The 15,100-nt window shown below is 36.6% G+C and carries 15 protein-coding genes and 1 pseudogene; 13 read left to right on the top strand and 3 right to left on the bottom strand.

Annotation, left to right across the window (positions count from 1 at the left end):
• Nucleotides 1-103: 103 nt before the first annotated feature.
• The 13 genes and pseudogenes from BM095_RS05540 (at nt 104) to BM095_RS05490 (ending at nt 11,045) form a co-directional block, all read left to right on the top strand.
• Nucleotides 104-1,033 (top strand): glycosyltransferase family 2 protein, encoded by a 930-nt coding sequence (locus tag BM095_RS05540; protein WP_091658646.1) that lies wholly within the window; start codon nt 104-106, stop codon nt 1,031-1,033.
• A 125-nt stretch (nt 1,034-1,158) separates the two neighbouring features.
• Nucleotides 1,159-2,454, top strand: coding sequence for an oligosaccharide flippase family protein (locus BM095_RS05535; RefSeq protein ID WP_091658643.1), 1,296 nt, complete (start codon nt 1,159-1,161; stop codon nt 2,452-2,454).
• Between the two features lie 14 nt (nt 2,455-2,468).
• Nucleotides 2,469-3,634, top strand: a pseudogene (locus tag BM095_RS05530) (nucleotide sugar dehydrogenase).
• Between the two features lie 371 nt (nt 3,635-4,005).
• Nucleotides 4,006-4,746 (top strand): hypothetical protein, encoded by a 741-nt coding sequence (locus tag BM095_RS05525; RefSeq protein ID WP_091658640.1) that lies wholly within the window; start codon nt 4,006-4,008, stop codon nt 4,744-4,746.
• Nucleotides 4,747-5,521: 775 nt separating this feature from the next.
• Nucleotides 5,522-6,004 carry a hypothetical protein gene (locus BM095_RS05520; protein WP_091658638.1) on the top strand — a complete coding sequence of 161 codons (483 nt, stop codon included), beginning with the start codon at nt 5,522-5,524 and terminating at the stop codon, nt 6,002-6,004.
• On the top strand, nt 5,997-7,085 hold the full coding sequence (locus BM095_RS05515; RefSeq protein ID WP_091658636.1) for a serine/threonine-protein kinase: 1,089 nt from the start codon (nt 5,997-5,999) through the stop codon (nt 7,083-7,085). The genes BM095_RS05520 and BM095_RS05515 overlap by 8 nt, the downstream gene beginning before the upstream one ends.
• Nucleotides 7,086-7,099: 14 nt before the next feature.
• Entirely contained in the window at nt 7,100-7,279 is a 180-nt protein-coding gene (locus tag BM095_RS05510) for a hypothetical protein (RefSeq protein WP_091658634.1), read from the top strand.
• Between the two features lie 235 nt (nt 7,280-7,514).
• Nucleotides 7,515-7,910 (top strand): hypothetical protein, encoded by a 396-nt coding sequence (locus BM095_RS16325; protein ID WP_143083184.1) that lies wholly within the window; start codon nt 7,515-7,517, stop codon nt 7,908-7,910.
• Between the two features lie 120 nt (nt 7,911-8,030).
• Nucleotides 8,031-8,243 (top strand): carbon storage regulator, encoded by a 213-nt coding sequence (locus tag BM095_RS05505; RefSeq protein ID WP_091658631.1) that lies wholly within the window; start codon nt 8,031-8,033, stop codon nt 8,241-8,243.
• Between the two features lie 89 nt (nt 8,244-8,332).
• On the top strand, nt 8,333-9,379 hold the full coding sequence (locus BM095_RS05500) for a flagellin N-terminal helical domain-containing protein (RefSeq protein ID WP_091658629.1): 1,047 nt from the start codon (nt 8,333-8,335) through the stop codon (nt 9,377-9,379).
• 196 nt (nt 9,380-9,575) lie between these two features.
• Nucleotides 9,576-9,974 carry a hypothetical protein gene (locus BM095_RS05495; RefSeq protein ID WP_091658626.1) on the top strand — a complete coding sequence of 133 codons (399 nt, stop codon included), beginning with the start codon at nt 9,576-9,578 and terminating at the stop codon, nt 9,972-9,974.
• Between the two features lie 262 nt (nt 9,975-10,236).
• Nucleotides 10,237-10,398: a hypothetical protein gene (locus BM095_RS16500; RefSeq protein ID WP_177194709.1), complete on the top strand. Its 162-nt coding sequence runs from the start codon at nt 10,237-10,239 to the stop codon at nt 10,396-10,398.
• 68 nt (nt 10,399-10,466) lie between these two features.
• A complete protein-coding gene (locus BM095_RS05490) occupies nt 10,467-11,045 on the top strand; it encodes a hypothetical protein (RefSeq protein WP_091658624.1) in 579 nt (192 codons plus the stop codon).
• Nucleotides 11,046-11,643: 598 nt separating this feature from the next.
• Here the strand turns inward: BM095_RS05490 and BM095_RS05485 are convergent.
• From BM095_RS05485 to BM095_RS05475, 3 genes are all read right to left on the bottom strand, one after another.
• Entirely contained in the window at nt 11,644-12,531 is an 888-nt protein-coding gene (locus tag BM095_RS05485; RefSeq protein ID WP_091658621.1) for a nitrilase-related carbon-nitrogen hydrolase, read from the bottom strand.
• Between the two features lie 94 nt (nt 12,532-12,625).
• Nucleotides 12,626-13,987, bottom strand: coding sequence for an APC family permease (locus BM095_RS05480; RefSeq protein ID WP_177194708.1), 1,362 nt, complete (start codon nt 13,985-13,987; stop codon nt 12,626-12,628).
• Nucleotides 13,988-14,043: 56 nt separating this feature from the next.
• On the bottom strand, nt 14,044-14,850 hold the full coding sequence (locus BM095_RS05475; protein WP_091658615.1) for a carbon-nitrogen hydrolase family protein: 807 nt from the start codon (nt 14,848-14,850) through the stop codon (nt 14,044-14,046).
• Between the last annotated feature and the right edge of the window lie 250 nt (nt 14,851-15,100).

The raw sequence follows: 15,100 nt of genomic DNA, 5'->3' as shown, positions 1-15,100 counted from the left end.
GTTTTATTAGCATCTTAGTAGTACTATATAAGTATGTCTTTGTATAAATTTTTGGTGGGTTTTAGTGTGCTTGTTAAGAATTTATTAAGGCATTGGAGGAAATATGGAATACTTATTAGTTAGTGTGATAATTACAACATATAAAAGGGATAAAAAGGTCTTGAAAAGAGCAATTGATAGTGTTTTAAATCAAACGTATACTTCTTTTGAGCTGATAGTAGTAGATGATAATGGTCTGAATAATGAATTTCAAAAGGGGGTAGAAGAAGTAGTAAATAGTGTTAAAACAATAAAGGATATTAAACTAATAAAGCATGAAATGAACCAGGGTGCTCAGAAAGCTAGGAATACGGGTATAAAAAATGCAAGTGGTAAATATATAGCCTTTTTAGATGATGATGATGAGTGGTTAGATAGGAAATTAGAATTACAAATAGATAAGTTCCGAGATACCGCTGATGACGACTTGGGTTTAGTTTATTGTTGGTATTATAAATACAAGCAACTTGAAGAAGACAATTATGATGAAATTTTTCAAAAAACAACGATCAAAACAGAACGGGTAAAAAAAGAGCTGCTTTACAGAAATTTTATTGGCTCTACATCATTCCCATTAATTAAAAAGGAATGTTTTGATAATGTTGGTTATTTTGATGAGAATCTGGAAGCTAAACAAGATTATGATATGTGGATTAGAATAAGTAAGAAGTACAAAATAGATTATGTTGCGGAACCATTATGTAATTATTATGACCATTTTGGAGAAAGAATAACTAACAATATAGAAAAAAAGATAAGAGCAGAAAAAATTTTTTTAGAAAAGCATTTAGAGTATATTCAAAATGACAAAAAAGCACTTGCTACCAGAAATAAAATAATAGGTATGATGTACTTGAAGGGAAACGATTACACTAATGCAAGAAAATATATTTGGAATAGTGCTAAGTTACTACCATTTAATTATAAAGTGCATTTATTGATGTTGATTTCTATTTTAAAACACAAACCAACATTTGTAAAAAAATATATATAAGAGATATGTTTTTTTGTATGATTCTTGTTAGGGAAAAATGTTTAACACACTAATTCTAGCAAATATACTATTGATGTCGTATTAAATTAAGTAATAAAAGTACTACTACAATAAAGGAGCCTAGAATGAAAAGAAAAATTATAAAACTAAGTAGTAGCCCTTTTATTAAAAACGTAATAATATTATCCACGGGAACTGTTGCAGCTCAGGCAATTTCAATTTTATTAATCCCAATAATTACTCGATTATATGGACCAGAGGCCTACGGAATGATGGGAGTCTTTGTCGCTATTACTGGAATTGTATCTCCAATAGCCGCACTTACTTATCCTTTTGCTATTGTACTCCCTAAAGATGATAAAGATGCACAGGGGTTACTTCGACTGTCTTTGTATATTTCATTAGGAATTGCTACTTTAACCCTTTTTATTTTATTTTTTAATAAACAACTTATTGTTAGTTTTTTTAACATAGAAGAGGTCGCTCCTTATTTATATTTAATACCTTTAGTTATTCTTTTCGCGGGACTATATCAAGTAACTGAACAGTGGTTAATTAGAACTAAACAGTTCGGTATAACTGCAAAAGTAACCTTTGCCCAATCATTATTAATGAACGGTGGAAAAGCAGGAATCGGATATATTTACCCTGCTGGGACTGTACTAATAATTATGAGTGCCCTTGGGTCAGGACTCAGAGCATTTTTAATGATTTTCTTATTAAGGAAATCGAGGAACAAGATATCATTTCAATTCTTTAAGGGAGATTCTATTAAAGGACTTGCAAACAAATATAAGGATTTTCCCATTTTTAGAGCACCACAAGTATTTATCAATGGCATTTCTGATAATTTACCAGTTGTGTTACTATCAAGTTTTTTTGGCCCCGCATCTGTTGGATTCTATACCTTAGGTAGAACTGTATTAGCTATACCGTCGACTCTTATTGGGAAATCAATAGGTGATGTGTTTTACCCTCGTATTTCAGAAGCTGCACATAGTGGTGAGAACTTAACAAAAATTATTAAAAAGGCAGTATTTGCATTAGGTGCTATCGGTATTGTACCATTTGGAATTATTATAATATGGGGTCCCTGGTTATTTAATTTGGTGTTTGGAGCAGAATGGGGGGTAGCTGGTGAATATGCAAGGTGGATATCGATCTGGCTATTTTTCAAATTTGCTTATCAGCCATGTATAAAGGCGTTGCCTGTTCTATCTGCACAAGATATTCATCTTAAATTTACATTTCTCAACTTAATAATTCAATCAATTGTTATTTTGCTAGGATATTATATTTTCTCTAATGATTTAATAGTTATTGCTTTATTTGGCGTTTCAGGTGCAGTTTTATGTGTTATTCTAATTATTATTACATTACATATTAGTGAAAAATTTGATGAGTATAAAAGAGTTTCATAATATATGCTATTAAAATAAAAATTACAATTGCTCATACAGGATGTGTGACTTGTCAAAAGCCATTTTATTCGCCCAACATCATGAAGTCACGGCTTTTGATATTTCTCGAGAGAAAGTAAATATGAATAACGATAGAATATCCCCGATTGCTGATAAGGACATCGAGGATGTTTTTGCGTCTAACGATTTGCATTTAACTGCTACTACAAATAAAGAGAAAGCGTTTCGGGATGCGGCGTATGTGGTGATCTCTACTCCAACGAATTATGATCCGAAGAAGAATTATTTTGATACGAGTTCGGTTGAGTGTGACATTGCTGATGTGTTGGCGGCCCATAAAGAAGCTGTGATCGTGATTAAATCAACGGTCCCGGTTGGCTACACGTAGCAAGTGAGGGAGGAGTTTGGTACGGAGAATATCCTATTCTCTCCCGAGTTCTTACGGGAAGGTCCGGCGTTATATGATAACATGTCTCCGTCCCGAATCATTGTCGGGGAAGAGTCTAAGCGGGCGCGAGTGTTTGCTGAATTATTGGCAGAGGGTGCGGTGAAAGAAGATATTCCGATGTTGTTTACTCATTCAACGGAAGCTGAAGCAATTAAATTATTTGCGAACACATACCTGGCCATGCGAGTGGCTTTTTTTAATGAGCTCGATTCCTACGCGGAAGTGAAAGGGTTGAACGCCCAACAGATCATTGATGGCATTGGACTGGATCCGAGAATTGGCGATCATTACAACAATCCATCGTTTGGCTATGGCGGCTACTGTCTGCCGAAAGACACGAAGCAGCTCTTAGCGAACTTCGCTGACGTTCCGAATAACATGATCACCGCCATTGTGGACGCGAACCGGACGAGAAAAGACCACATTACAGATCAGATACTTGGACGGAATCCTGAAGTTGTCGGCATTTACCGGCTCACGATGAAAACCGACTCTGATAACTTCCGTCAATCCGCCATTCAAGGAATTATGAACCGGTTGAAAGTGAAAGGGATAGAAGTCGTCATTTATGAACCAACACTTACCGAGGATACATATGATGGCTTTCGAGTGATCAGAGATTGGGAAGACTTTAAAAAAACATCCGATGTGATCGTCGCCAATCGGATGTCCGACGAGCTGCGTGATGTCGAAGAGAAAGTGTACACACGCGATGTGTTTCGTAGAGATTAATACTTGACTCTTCGAAAGAATCCTTATGAGTTTGACAAGGCGTTCCATCTTTTAGAAGCTTCTAGTGCAAACGCTATTAAAAGAAAAAACGATGGGGAAGAAACCTGATAGCTAGTAAGGATTATGATGAGGTTATGCAAAAATACCTGATGGAAAATGGATCGAATTTCATCATAATAATAATATTTCGTAGGGGTTATTCATAACGGAATTAATAAACCTATTTATGAAGATTTTAATATTATAATTGTAACATTATTTAGTTTTTTCAACAGGAATGGGTTAGAATTAAAATAATTCACACTTACTGATATACAATTTGCTGAAACGCATATTAAAAACAACTTAGGACAATAGAAAGGTTAAGAATAATGAAGAAAAACGAAAAGAATGAGGAAGGATTAGTAAAGGACACCTGTGATGCAATTTTTGACTACACTAAAACTATCTATCTAGAGGAGGCTGAAAGATTTAAGCAAATTGAATCTAAAGCAAGTATAACTATTGGGTTTAGCGGAGTAGTTTTAGGAATTTATATTGCTTATCTAAGTAATTTTGAACCCATGGGAACTGGTTATCTAATTTATACTTTAGTTTTTGAGCTGGGAATCTTATATCTATTAATAATGGCATTGTTTGAATTTCTTAAGACAATTAAGAGGGATGACTATCGGCAGGCTGGATTAGAAAACGTTATAACTTATGAATTTGGAAGGGAATTAGTATCGAAGGCTAAACTAGATCTGGCAGCTACGTATAAAGAAGCAATTGATTATAATCGGGCGAAACTTGAAAATAAATTAAAATTTTACAACACAGGATTGTTACACATAAGTTGGGGGTTAACAATATTCCTAGTACACTATTGTGATAGAGGAGGTTTTAAAGTATGTCACATGATAAAAGGAAGAGATTCTTCGAGGATGCTTCTCAAAGTGGAGACGGGCCGAGAAGTAAAGGAGCAACTAAAATTACGAAAAGTGTATTTTATGAACGAGAAACAAAGCAAAAAAATTATAAAGGGCTTAATAAGAGGAAAGAAAAGTAATAATATCTCAGACAGAATAACCACTTTTAAAAAGGAGTTTGATGCCATTGATGCCATACAATAGTAGCATGAACATAAAGCGAAAGATTTCAAAGTTCCACCATCAATGTGCTGCCATGGAAACGTCGTAAACATACAATTGGTGAAGTATCGATAAGTTGTGATGTAAAAATAGAATACACATGTGATGTGTTCAGTAGAGACTAAGAAAGAACAGCGGTGGAGAGGATCCTCGTTGTTTTTTTGTATAAGACCGGGGAAGAGTATGGTTATTGTCGATATTCAAAATGCCCTGTCGTGTTTAACGGAAGAATAGATTTGAAAATTATAGGATTCTGTTTTTAGAGCTCATTATAAAGGACTTGTTGGGGGGACAGACTTGTTAGGATGGCTGAATATAAACGAAATGAAAAGCAGGCAGCGTCTTTTGAAAGGGCCAGAAGTAACTGCCTTATTGGGAATACTGTGAGGAACAACGGGGATAGAAAAATCTAGCCTTTATAAGCACGAAGATGACTAACTCAGAATCCTATTTCAGTGAGAGCAATTTACTGCCTTAGATGGAAGAAGGGAAGTTGCATAAGGATCCTATACCAGGCAGTAATATATAGTGGAGAAGTAATGAGAACCCATTGAGAAGGCTTAAGTTGCTTGGTGGGCTTCTTTTGTTGGTTGAGGGTGAGTACTAATACTTCTACGAAATTAAAACCCGATAAAGCATTTATAAGACAGATTGATATTATGTTAAAGCGATGAGGATAAATAAATAGTAAATTTATAAACTGGTATCTAAAACTGAAAGAGGAATATAATAGAAAAAATGTATGGAGGTGCCCGAATTGAAGGCAATAGGAGTCAGAGTTGAACCTACCAAAATAAACTATACAATCCTGAATAAGGAAAACGTGGAATTCTATTCAGAATCTTTAAATATTCCCAAAGTTATGGAAGATGATATACCAAGACAATTATCCTTCATAAGAACTACATTATACTCAATAATCTGTGAATATGGTGTGAAATATGCAGGACTACGAACTGCGGAGGGATCCACACAAAATTTGAATATATTTAGAATTAATATTGAAGGTGTTATAAAGGAACTTTTTTCGGATAGTACCATTGAATCTTATTTTACTGGCACATTAAATTCTATGGCATCACGCTTGGAAGTAACAGTAGATGAATTGAAATCATGCATTGATGGAGAGTCGGGATTGTTCGATATCAATTGGAGTGAAATAAATAAAAATAAAAGAGAAAGCCTTTTAGCAGGTCTTGCAGCACTCAATTCAAGTGAGGGAGTGTTTAACAATGCTTAAACTAAACCATGTAAACCCACATTTAACTTTAGATAAATGGAAGGCGATTGGGGGAGAAGGTAAAAATTCCGAGGTGTGGATAGCTAGAGATAAGCAATTGGAACAGGTATTGGTGTTAAAAGTAATAACAAAATTGTCATTAGAAAAGCAAAATGTTGAAGACTTTTTCCTTGAGTCAAAAATACTTAATGAAGCAAACCACCCACATATAATGCCTATAAACTATTCAGCTGAAGACGATAAAAACATCTATATCACGATGCCTTATTATGAAAAGGGATCTATTAATAGCCTTATTAATAAAGAGATGTTATCTGTGAGGGAGATTACTAAGTACAGCATTGATTTTTTATCTGGATTAATGTTCTTACATATAAAAGGGTTAGTTCACCTGGACATAAAGCCAACAAACATTATGTTGAACGATTCCAATAGAGCAATTTTAACTGACTTTGGACTTTCAAGATATTTAAACGAATACGGTTTAACAAACCAAGAATTTCAATATAGGATACATAGATCACCTGAATCATTTGATACAAGTGACAAGTCAATAACTGATGATATTTATCAAGCAGGGTTAACTATGTATAGAATGTGTAATGGTAACGAAAATTTCAAGGAACAATATAATGAATTAATTTCTAAACATAACGGCGATAGAGACAAGATTGTCAAAGCAATTAGAAAAGGTGAGTTTCCACACCGGAGACATTATTTACCACATATTCCAAAGAAGTTAAGAAGGATTATAAACAAAATGCTGCATCCTGATGTTTCCAAAAGGTACCAAGAGGTTCTAAGCATTATAAATGACTTAAGTAATATAGAAGAATTATTAGAATGGAAATATGAAAAGGTTAAGAGTAACGAAGAAGTCCAATGGACATATAATAATGAAAAGTCTATAATAATAATAAAAATTGAAAAAAGAAATAGTAATAAATTTGTTACATTAGGAAATAAATATATAAAGTCAAGTGGGAATACTCAGCGTATCAGAAAAAAAGTTGAAAAATCACATAGTTCATTTGAAGAAGCAATGAGTTTTATTGAAAGTGTTTTACTAGAATATTCGTAAAGGAGGTTGTGATGATGTATAAGAAAGCTATTAGTTTGTCGCGCAAATTTTTAGCTAACCCACATCAAAATACTCCTTTAAACGAATTACTAAAAAAGAACAAGTCTGTTGATTTACGTAATAACAGTATTGTCATTGATTACGAAAATGGATACGATCAAATTAAACCCATTGATACAGAAAAACGATTTTAGTAATTTCCTTCTAGGCTATTTTATACGAATAATAATTTAAACAAATGATACCTTAGCTCACTTATTTAATTGGGGGGCTATTTTTATTTTGGTTAAATGTATTAGGGGTAATTTTTTTAAAGTGGAAGAACACCTGGAATAAAAACTGAGAATGACTAGCTAGTATCATGAAGCTATTAGGAAAACCAGGCTACGAGAAGAGAACAGAAAAATTACAAGAAAGTTGATATTAACCATGAGAGCGATCGCCTTCTTCATCTTTTTACTCATTTACTTATGCGGCATGTGGACCAGCAGCCCCAGCGCATTTATTAATGGTCTTGATGTCTCCTTCCAATTCATAACAGAAGTAAGCTGGCCCAAATTCTGGGACGCCAGCTACATCACCAGCACCGAACCTTACTTCATCATCTCCAAAATCGGCCACCTCGTCGGCAGCTTCCTCCTAGCCATCCTCTACTTCTTCTGGCTCGAACGAACAAAAGGAACATTGACACTCTTAATCCTTCTACTAGCCACCATCGAAATCAGCCAAGAATACTTCACAAGAGACGCCCGCTTTCTTGATCTCACGATCAATCTAGCGGGCGTTTTGTTGGCTGTGGGATTGTTTAGAGAAAAAGAGAATTAATACGATAAATAATTTTAATCAAACTAGAAAAATTTTCTTAGAAAGTCTTTAATTTTGAAAAACATGGCCGATATAAAAGATACAAGGATGTTGAACTGAGTCTTTAAGGAGGAAGAAAACATGGGTTTAGTCGTATCTCGTCGCGAAGGTGAAGGTCTTATCATTGGAGATGATATCAAAATCACTCCAGTCGCTCTTGAAACGGGTTTCGTACGTCTGCACATCGAAGCACCAAAAGATGTGGAAATCTCACGGGAAGAAACGTACGAACGCGTGACAGGAAAAGAATTAAAAGATTTTCAAATCAACTCTGTCAAATCCTCGAAGAAATAACATACATACTTTTCTTTGAGATTTGAATACATTCCTTGCTCCCATATGGACGTGGTTGCAAGTAAAACACAATATGGAGGTTATTTATTATGATTATCAACAACAACATTCCAGCGTTGAACACTCATCGTCAAATGGGTATCAACCAAAACAACATGCAGTCTTCCATGGAGAAGCTGTCTTCAGGTCTTCGCATTAACCGTGCAGGAGATGACGCGGCAGGTCTTGCGATTTCTGAAAAAATGCGAGCGCAGATCAATGGTCTTGATCAAGCAAGCCGTAACGCGCAAGATGGAATTTCTTTAATTCAAACTGCTGAAGGTGCACTTGATGAAACACATAACATTTTACAACGTATGCGTGAACTTTCGGTGCAAGCTGCAAACGACACCAATGTAGAAGTAGATCGTAACGAATTACAGAAAGAAGTAGATCAGTTAGCGCAAGAGGTATCTCGCATCGCCGATACTACACAATTTAACACTCAAAACTTACTTGATGGTGACTTTGAAGCTAAATTCCAAATCGGAGCTAACTCAGACCAAAATATCTCTTTGGACATATCAGCAATGGATGCTGATACTTTGAGTATAGGTACTAACCTAACTGCTACTACTACGGATAGTACTGATATTGCTGGGGTAACAGGTAACCATCAAGTGCTCCAAGACGATGATGATGCTAATGTTGCTGTCCACGTAGATGGTGCATATTATGCCATTAGTGATGTCGAGGCAGATAATGATTCTACCCCTACTGAGTTAGTAGTAAAAGAAGGAGCTACTGCTTATCTTGAAGGGGATGCTTTAGCTGATGATGCCGAAACTATTAAAGGCATTGACGTTTCCAGTCAATCATCTGCAGATAGTGCTATTACAACAATTAATGATGCTATTGAAACCGTATCTGCAGAACGCTCGAAGTTGGGATCATATCAAAATCGCTTAGAGCATACAATTTCTAACTTGGATAATGCTTCAGAGAATTTATCTGCTGCTGAATCACGTATCCGCGATGTCGACATGGCAAGAGAGATGATGGAGATGACAAAATCAAATATCCTTTCTCAAGCTTCTCAATCTATGCTTGCACAAGCGAACCAGCAGCCTCAATCTGTACTTCAACTTCTTGGTTAGTCTGTTTAATGTATACTCAAAGACGAGGGACCTTTTCATTAAGGTCTCTTTTTTTTATTTCAAAAATATAAGGCGGGCCGTTATGGAGAGCTCGTATGTAGACGTTACGTTTGATAGACGAAGTCACTGACCTTATAAATGGTTCAGTAGAGATACATTTAATAAACATAGATAATGAAGAGAGTATAAAAATTGGTTGGGCCAATTTTATCTATTAAACACCTATACTAGTGTCGATCGAAGTGACATTCTCTCAAGAACAGATGAAGTTTCTGGTGACTTATTCGATGTAATGGGAGACTTATACGAGGTTCTAGAGGAGGATGATCTTGGTTTTGTAGCTGTGATGGCGCATTTTAAGATAGATGAAGAGTACAGAGGGGAGGGTTACGGAAAAGTAGCTTTCGAAAAAATCATCAAATACTTCGAATTGCTGAATGTTGATTATTTTGCCCTCATTCCTTATCCCGTGGAAATAGAAAGGGAAGATGTAACGAAACAAGATATACAAAAGTTAGTGAAATTCTATCAAGCGTTTCATCTGAATATTGTCAAACAGAACAGTGACACACAACTGGTAATGGGAGAGACTTGAATTTATTGGTTTAATTCCATCTCGCACGATATATAGAAGGATTTCCCCACCAAAAGATACTCCGGGCTCCTTTGTATTTTAGGAGTACATATTCCCCAATTACCCATAACATTCCCCCAAAAAACATAAAGAAAATTTACGTGATATGGATGTTATCCTCATATATTCCGTTACAGGGCAGCTCGGATTAGACAATGGATATGCCAGGAACGAATGACCCTACACATAACAACTTCTCTTATTTATTCAACTAACTGGGAGTATGATTGATTTAGAAACAGAAACGCAAACAATACCGCCAGAAGGGGAACGTACTCTTTTAATCAAAGGGGAAGTTATTAAAGAATTTAAGGAAATAAAAATATTTTTTTATCACACCAACGTTATGAAAGAGCAAAAATTACTAAACAAACAATGTCGGTAATTGACGAATGAATTTTATAGGTATTTAGCCTCTCTTGTCGAAATATAAGTCAGGAGGGTTCAAGTCAGATGATAGAAAAATATTTAATATCTAATTGTTTATTTATAATTGATGAATTTAATGAAAGATATGAAAAAGAAAGTAAAGAAGATCTTAAAAAAATTGCGGATGAAGAATATTCTGAGGCTGATTTGGTAGTTAGATTAGGATATCCATTTAGACATATGGCAACTTTTAATATGCAAGGAAAATCAAAAGATAAAGGTAATGATATAGTTGTAAAGAAAAAGAATTTTATGATTGAGGTCAAACTTCTAAGAAATTGGAAAAGTAGTGCGGGAAACTCGAATAGCATGTTGTGGGACCCTATCCAGAAAGATTTTAACTGGATATCAGATGAAATAAAAAAAGGAAAACAAGGTTACAGAGCTTTTGTTATTGGATGGTTCAATGCAGTTGATCGATTCAGTCAGATAGTACAGTTAGGTAAGGGTAGTGGGAGATTTCCTGAAATTGATCAAGAGAAGTCCGATTACTTCCCTTTTTTAAATAAAAGAGGAAAAAAAACAAAAGATATCTTTTATATGTATCCAAACGCATATAAAGAATTAACAGTGACTATACCTGGTACGCTGAAGGAAGTTTAAATTGCATGTTTTTTGGAAAAGAGACTGATAAATTTCATATGGCTATATTTTGGTGAAGTTTTAAAGGGCATTATTTTTCGAAATAAACTTACTTGACTAACTACCCAGTAAGGTGTCTATCAATGTCTATTATGTAATAGGGTCATTGATAGAACGAAGAGTAAACTTGTTTCAGCTACAAATAGCTTTCATGAAATTGAGTTTCATTATAGTAATCGATAAATAGAACCTTTTCGCATCACGGCTATTTCGTAGAGAATCTTTTTTATTTCTTCAGGAATCTAAGTAGCACTAATATTGTGGCAACCGCGGATTTTGCTTCCATCCGAATTGCTAATTCCCTAATAGGGCGTGGGATTTGCTGTCTTAATACATGACTTGATCTCTTTGGCGATGAACAAAGGGGAGAAGCCATAAATATCAATCAACCTCATCACATCTTCATTTTTTAATATAAATTCTGAAGATGATAACCGGTTTTTAATATGGACTCCAAGCCTTAGGGCTGTATCGGTCTTGTTCTCCACGTCTTCTATATCAAAAAGTAGCACAGACCAGCCGCGGTCTGTGCTACTAAGCTTCGCATTTCATACATCCATTAGATGTTTACTTTGTTCGGATCGTACTTTACTTCAGATCCCCATTGCTTCGTAAGGATATCATAGGTGTCTGGTCTGCGGTCACGAAGAAGGGGCCACAGTCTTCTTGCCTCTCGGATGTCGTTTAGATCGATCTCTGTAACGAGCACTTCGTCGTTATCTTTGGAAGCCTGGTCAATAATTTGGCCATACGGACTGGTGACGTAGCTAGAACCGAAGAAACGCATGTCATCTTCCCGGCCGGTACGGTTGGCAACTCCTACGAACACACCATTTGCGACAGCGGCAGATTTACCTTGAATGGCAGTTAACGTATCAAAGTACCACTCGTAGAAATCGTCTTCTCCAGATTCTGCGGTTGGTACAACGATGATTTCTGCCCCGCGCAGTGCAAGCGCACGCATGACTTCTGGGAACCAGGAGTCTTGGCAGATCGCTATGCCTATATTTCCGAATTTTGTTTTGTATACAGGATAAAGTGTGTTTCCTGGTGAATAATAGAATTTCTCATTATAATTTTCATGTTCATACGTGTGAGTCATTCTTGTGGTTCCGAGCAAGGTACCATCCGCATCGATACATACTGCGCTGTCGTAATATTCACCTTTCATGCCTTCTTCTAAGAGACTGAAGATCGTAACCATATTCAATTCTTTTGCCTTCTCTTGGAAGGTCTCCACCATCGGTCCTGGGATTGGCTCCGCAAGGTCGAATGAATGACTTTGCGCTCTGTGCTGTGGGAAGAATTTGTCAAACCCTACTTCGGGGAAACAGATAACATTCGCCCCGTCTTTTGCTGCATCTTCCATCATCTGAATTCCTTTATCTACATTCATCTTTCTGTCATCTGTTGCTGAAATTTGTCCCATTGCTAGTTTTATTTTCATTTTATTTCTCCCTCCAAATAATTAGTTATGTCGAGTGGCTGAATGTTATTTCTCGGATGAAGATGCTCACCCCCCTTAAAAAAAACGAACATGATTATCCTGCGATCTTTTTCGATTTCTCTTTTTCGGATATGGATCCCATAATAAGTCCGTATACAGCAACTACAACTATCATTCCAAACCCGTAGTAGAAGGTGTAAATATCCCCAAACGGAGGAATAACGGATAGAGCTAAGAAAACAACAAGACCAACTAATCCGATAATAGACAATATGGGTATGTTTCCTCCTGGAACCCGGTACGGACGCGGATAGTCAGGTATTTTCTTCCTTAGCGCTATATTAGTAGAGATAGCGATCACATATTGAACAATCCAGATAAAGCTTGATATATAGACGAGCGTGGCCATGCCGCCTCCGCCAAGCGAAAGCATGAGAGTGAGTGTTACAGCGTAATAAGTGATAAGTGTTCTCCAAGGTGTTTTAAATGTGGGATGCAACCATTTTAACTTAGCCGGCAGCATATTGCCTGGCTTTTCTGCCATCCCGTACATGAGCCGTGAAACCGATGAATAGTTGGCCAGGACGGTGGCGACCGTACAGAAGACGGCGAATAAAAATAAGACAACGACACCGACACTCCCGGCGATATACGAGCCAATTTGGATCAGGCCACTTTCAGAGGAGAGAACATCCGCTGGTACTAAAAGGTAAGCACCGAGACCAAAGATGATATTCAGAACTCCAATGGCCAAAATGGCGAAAAACATTCCTCGTGGTAATGACTTCCCTGGGTTCTTTACTTCTTCTGCCAGAGGGGCAGCTACTTCGAAACCTGCAAACAACCACATCGCTAAGAGAAAGGCCCCGATTAATCCTGCGAACCCGTCTGTAAAGAATCCGGTTGTTAGCTTCGAAAAGTCTGGTGCTTGAATGCTCAGCCCTGTAAAAGCAAAGATGCCAACAAGCAATGTGATGACGACAATGGCCCACAGAAGGTAGTCACTTAATTTTCCAACATTTTTAATTCCAATTAAATTAACGATAAGCCCAAAGGTCGTGACTAAGATGGCCCATCCCCACCACGGTACTCCAGGGACAAAACCGTTTAATACATAACCGAAGAAAATAACTTCAGCCGAAACACCGGCAGCGAAGGACAGAACATAAATCATGGATGCCATGGATCCTAATCGATTTCCAAACTCTCCTTCCACATACGTCCGAATACTTGCAGCCCGGGGATACATGGTAGCTAATTCGGAATAATTCATTGCAATTAAAAAATAAAGCAATCCAGCAATCAAAATACTTACTATAAATCCTACACCATACTCAGCGAAACCGATCAAAGCCGATCCCCACGTAGATACACAAACAACCAATCCAAAGGAAACGGCCATCACCTGTCTTGTTCCCAAGGATTTGTCAAAGTCCACTTGCTTGTTTGCACTCATCCGAGTCCCTCCTTTATTGATTACTTTAGAATACTTTGAAAGTAAAGAGTACATTTCTAAAGGGTGATCCTGTCTTTTAATAGGGAAGAATATAATGTGCTGCGCCGATTGACGATATATCTCATTTTCGGATCTAATGCTTGCTGTAACGGCAGTTCAACGGTTTTGACACCTTCGTTATCTTTCATTTCTAACAGAATGCTGCCAGTAGCGTCGATCACCATACTGTCCCCACAGAAGTTCAAATCTTTTTCTTTCCCGAGTCGGTTACATATAATGACTGGTATTTCATTTTCCATCGCCCGACATCTTGCATACAAGCGATGATGCTCCTCGTATGGGTCCATATTGGCGTTAGCGATAACTAAAAAGTCTGCATTTTTAAGTTTTAGGATTCTAGCTACCTCTGGAAATTCAACATCAAAGCAAATCATCATTCCGATGTTTCCTATCGGTGTTTGGATGACTTTCAGTTCGGATCCTGCAGAAAAGTACTTTTTCTCTTCATCAAACAAATGCGTTTTTCTGTAAATATCGACTATGTTTCCGTTGTCATTAATGAGGGCGGTTGAAATATAATAGTGATCTTGCTGATCCTTCTCCGCAAACCCTACTACGGCATAAATAGAGTGCTCGGTGCAAAGCTTTTTGATTTCCTCTAAATGAGGACCGTTTTCATCTTCTGCTAAAATGTTTACCTTGTCTTCAACAGAATACCCGGTTAAAAAAAGCTCCGGAAACACGATAAGATCTGAGTTTTCATTCTTTGCCTTGCTGATAGCGTGAGCAATTTGTTTTAGGTTATTTTTTTTATCAGCCAGTTTTGGTTTTAATTGAGCCAGTGATACATTGATGCTCTTCACTTTTTTCACCCCCTCTGTGATGCTCCCATCGTGATTAGCCCGTAGGATTAGTGACATCTTTACTTTCAAAGTTCTAACCTAATATATTGCAAGATTGGTGCCAAAAAAATTCGACGGGAAGTAATTCTGACGGAAATGCTGTGGGAATAAAGAAAACTAATTGACAATTTTGAGGATTTCTCTATACTGATAATAACAAGTGATGAATTATATCATTGATTTTTCTTAAAATAGGTTATTAACGATGAAA

Source organism: Alteribacillus iranensis (genome assembly GCF_900113025.1).
In the GTDB taxonomy this organism is placed as follows: domain Bacteria; phylum Bacillota; class Bacilli; order Bacillales; family Marinococcaceae; genus Alteribacillus_A; species Alteribacillus_A iranensis.
Note: the sequence above shows the minus strand (reverse complement) of the source record. Positions and strands in the feature narration are given on the sequence as shown.

Coding starts and splice junctions, on each gene's coding strand:
- BM095_RS05525 (WP_091658640.1), top strand. CDS start 4,006: ATGAAGAAAAACGAAAAGAATGAGGAAGGATTAGTAAAGGACACCTGT.
- BM095_RS05510 (WP_091658634.1), top strand. CDS start 7,100: ATGTATAAGAAAGCTATTAGTTTGTCGCGCAAATTTTTAGCTAACCCA.
- BM095_RS05480 (WP_177194708.1), bottom strand. CDS start 13,987: ATGAGTGCAAACAAGCAAGTGGACTTTGACAAATCCTTGGGAACAAGA.
- BM095_RS05490 (WP_091658624.1), top strand. CDS start 10,467: ATGATAGAAAAATATTTAATATCTAATTGTTTATTTATAATTGATGAA.
- BM095_RS05515 (WP_091658636.1), top strand. CDS start 5,997: ATGCTTAAACTAAACCATGTAAACCCACATTTAACTTTAGATAAATGG.
- BM095_RS05505 (WP_091658631.1), top strand. CDS start 8,031: ATGGGTTTAGTCGTATCTCGTCGCGAAGGTGAAGGTCTTATCATTGGA.
- BM095_RS16325 (WP_143083184.1), top strand. CDS start 7,515: ATGAGAGCGATCGCCTTCTTCATCTTTTTACTCATTTACTTATGCGGC.
- BM095_RS05540 (WP_091658646.1), top strand. CDS start 104: ATGGAATACTTATTAGTTAGTGTGATAATTACAACATATAAAAGGGAT.
- BM095_RS16500 (WP_177194709.1), top strand. CDS start 10,237: ATGATTGATTTAGAAACAGAAACGCAAACAATACCGCCAGAAGGGGAA.
- BM095_RS05500 (WP_091658629.1), top strand. CDS start 8,333: ATGATTATCAACAACAACATTCCAGCGTTGAACACTCATCGTCAAATG.
- BM095_RS05485 (WP_091658621.1), bottom strand. CDS start 12,531: ATGAAAATAAAACTAGCAATGGGACAAATTTCAGCAACAGATGACAGA.
- BM095_RS05535 (WP_091658643.1), top strand. CDS start 1,159: ATGAAAAGAAAAATTATAAAACTAAGTAGTAGCCCTTTTATTAAAAAC.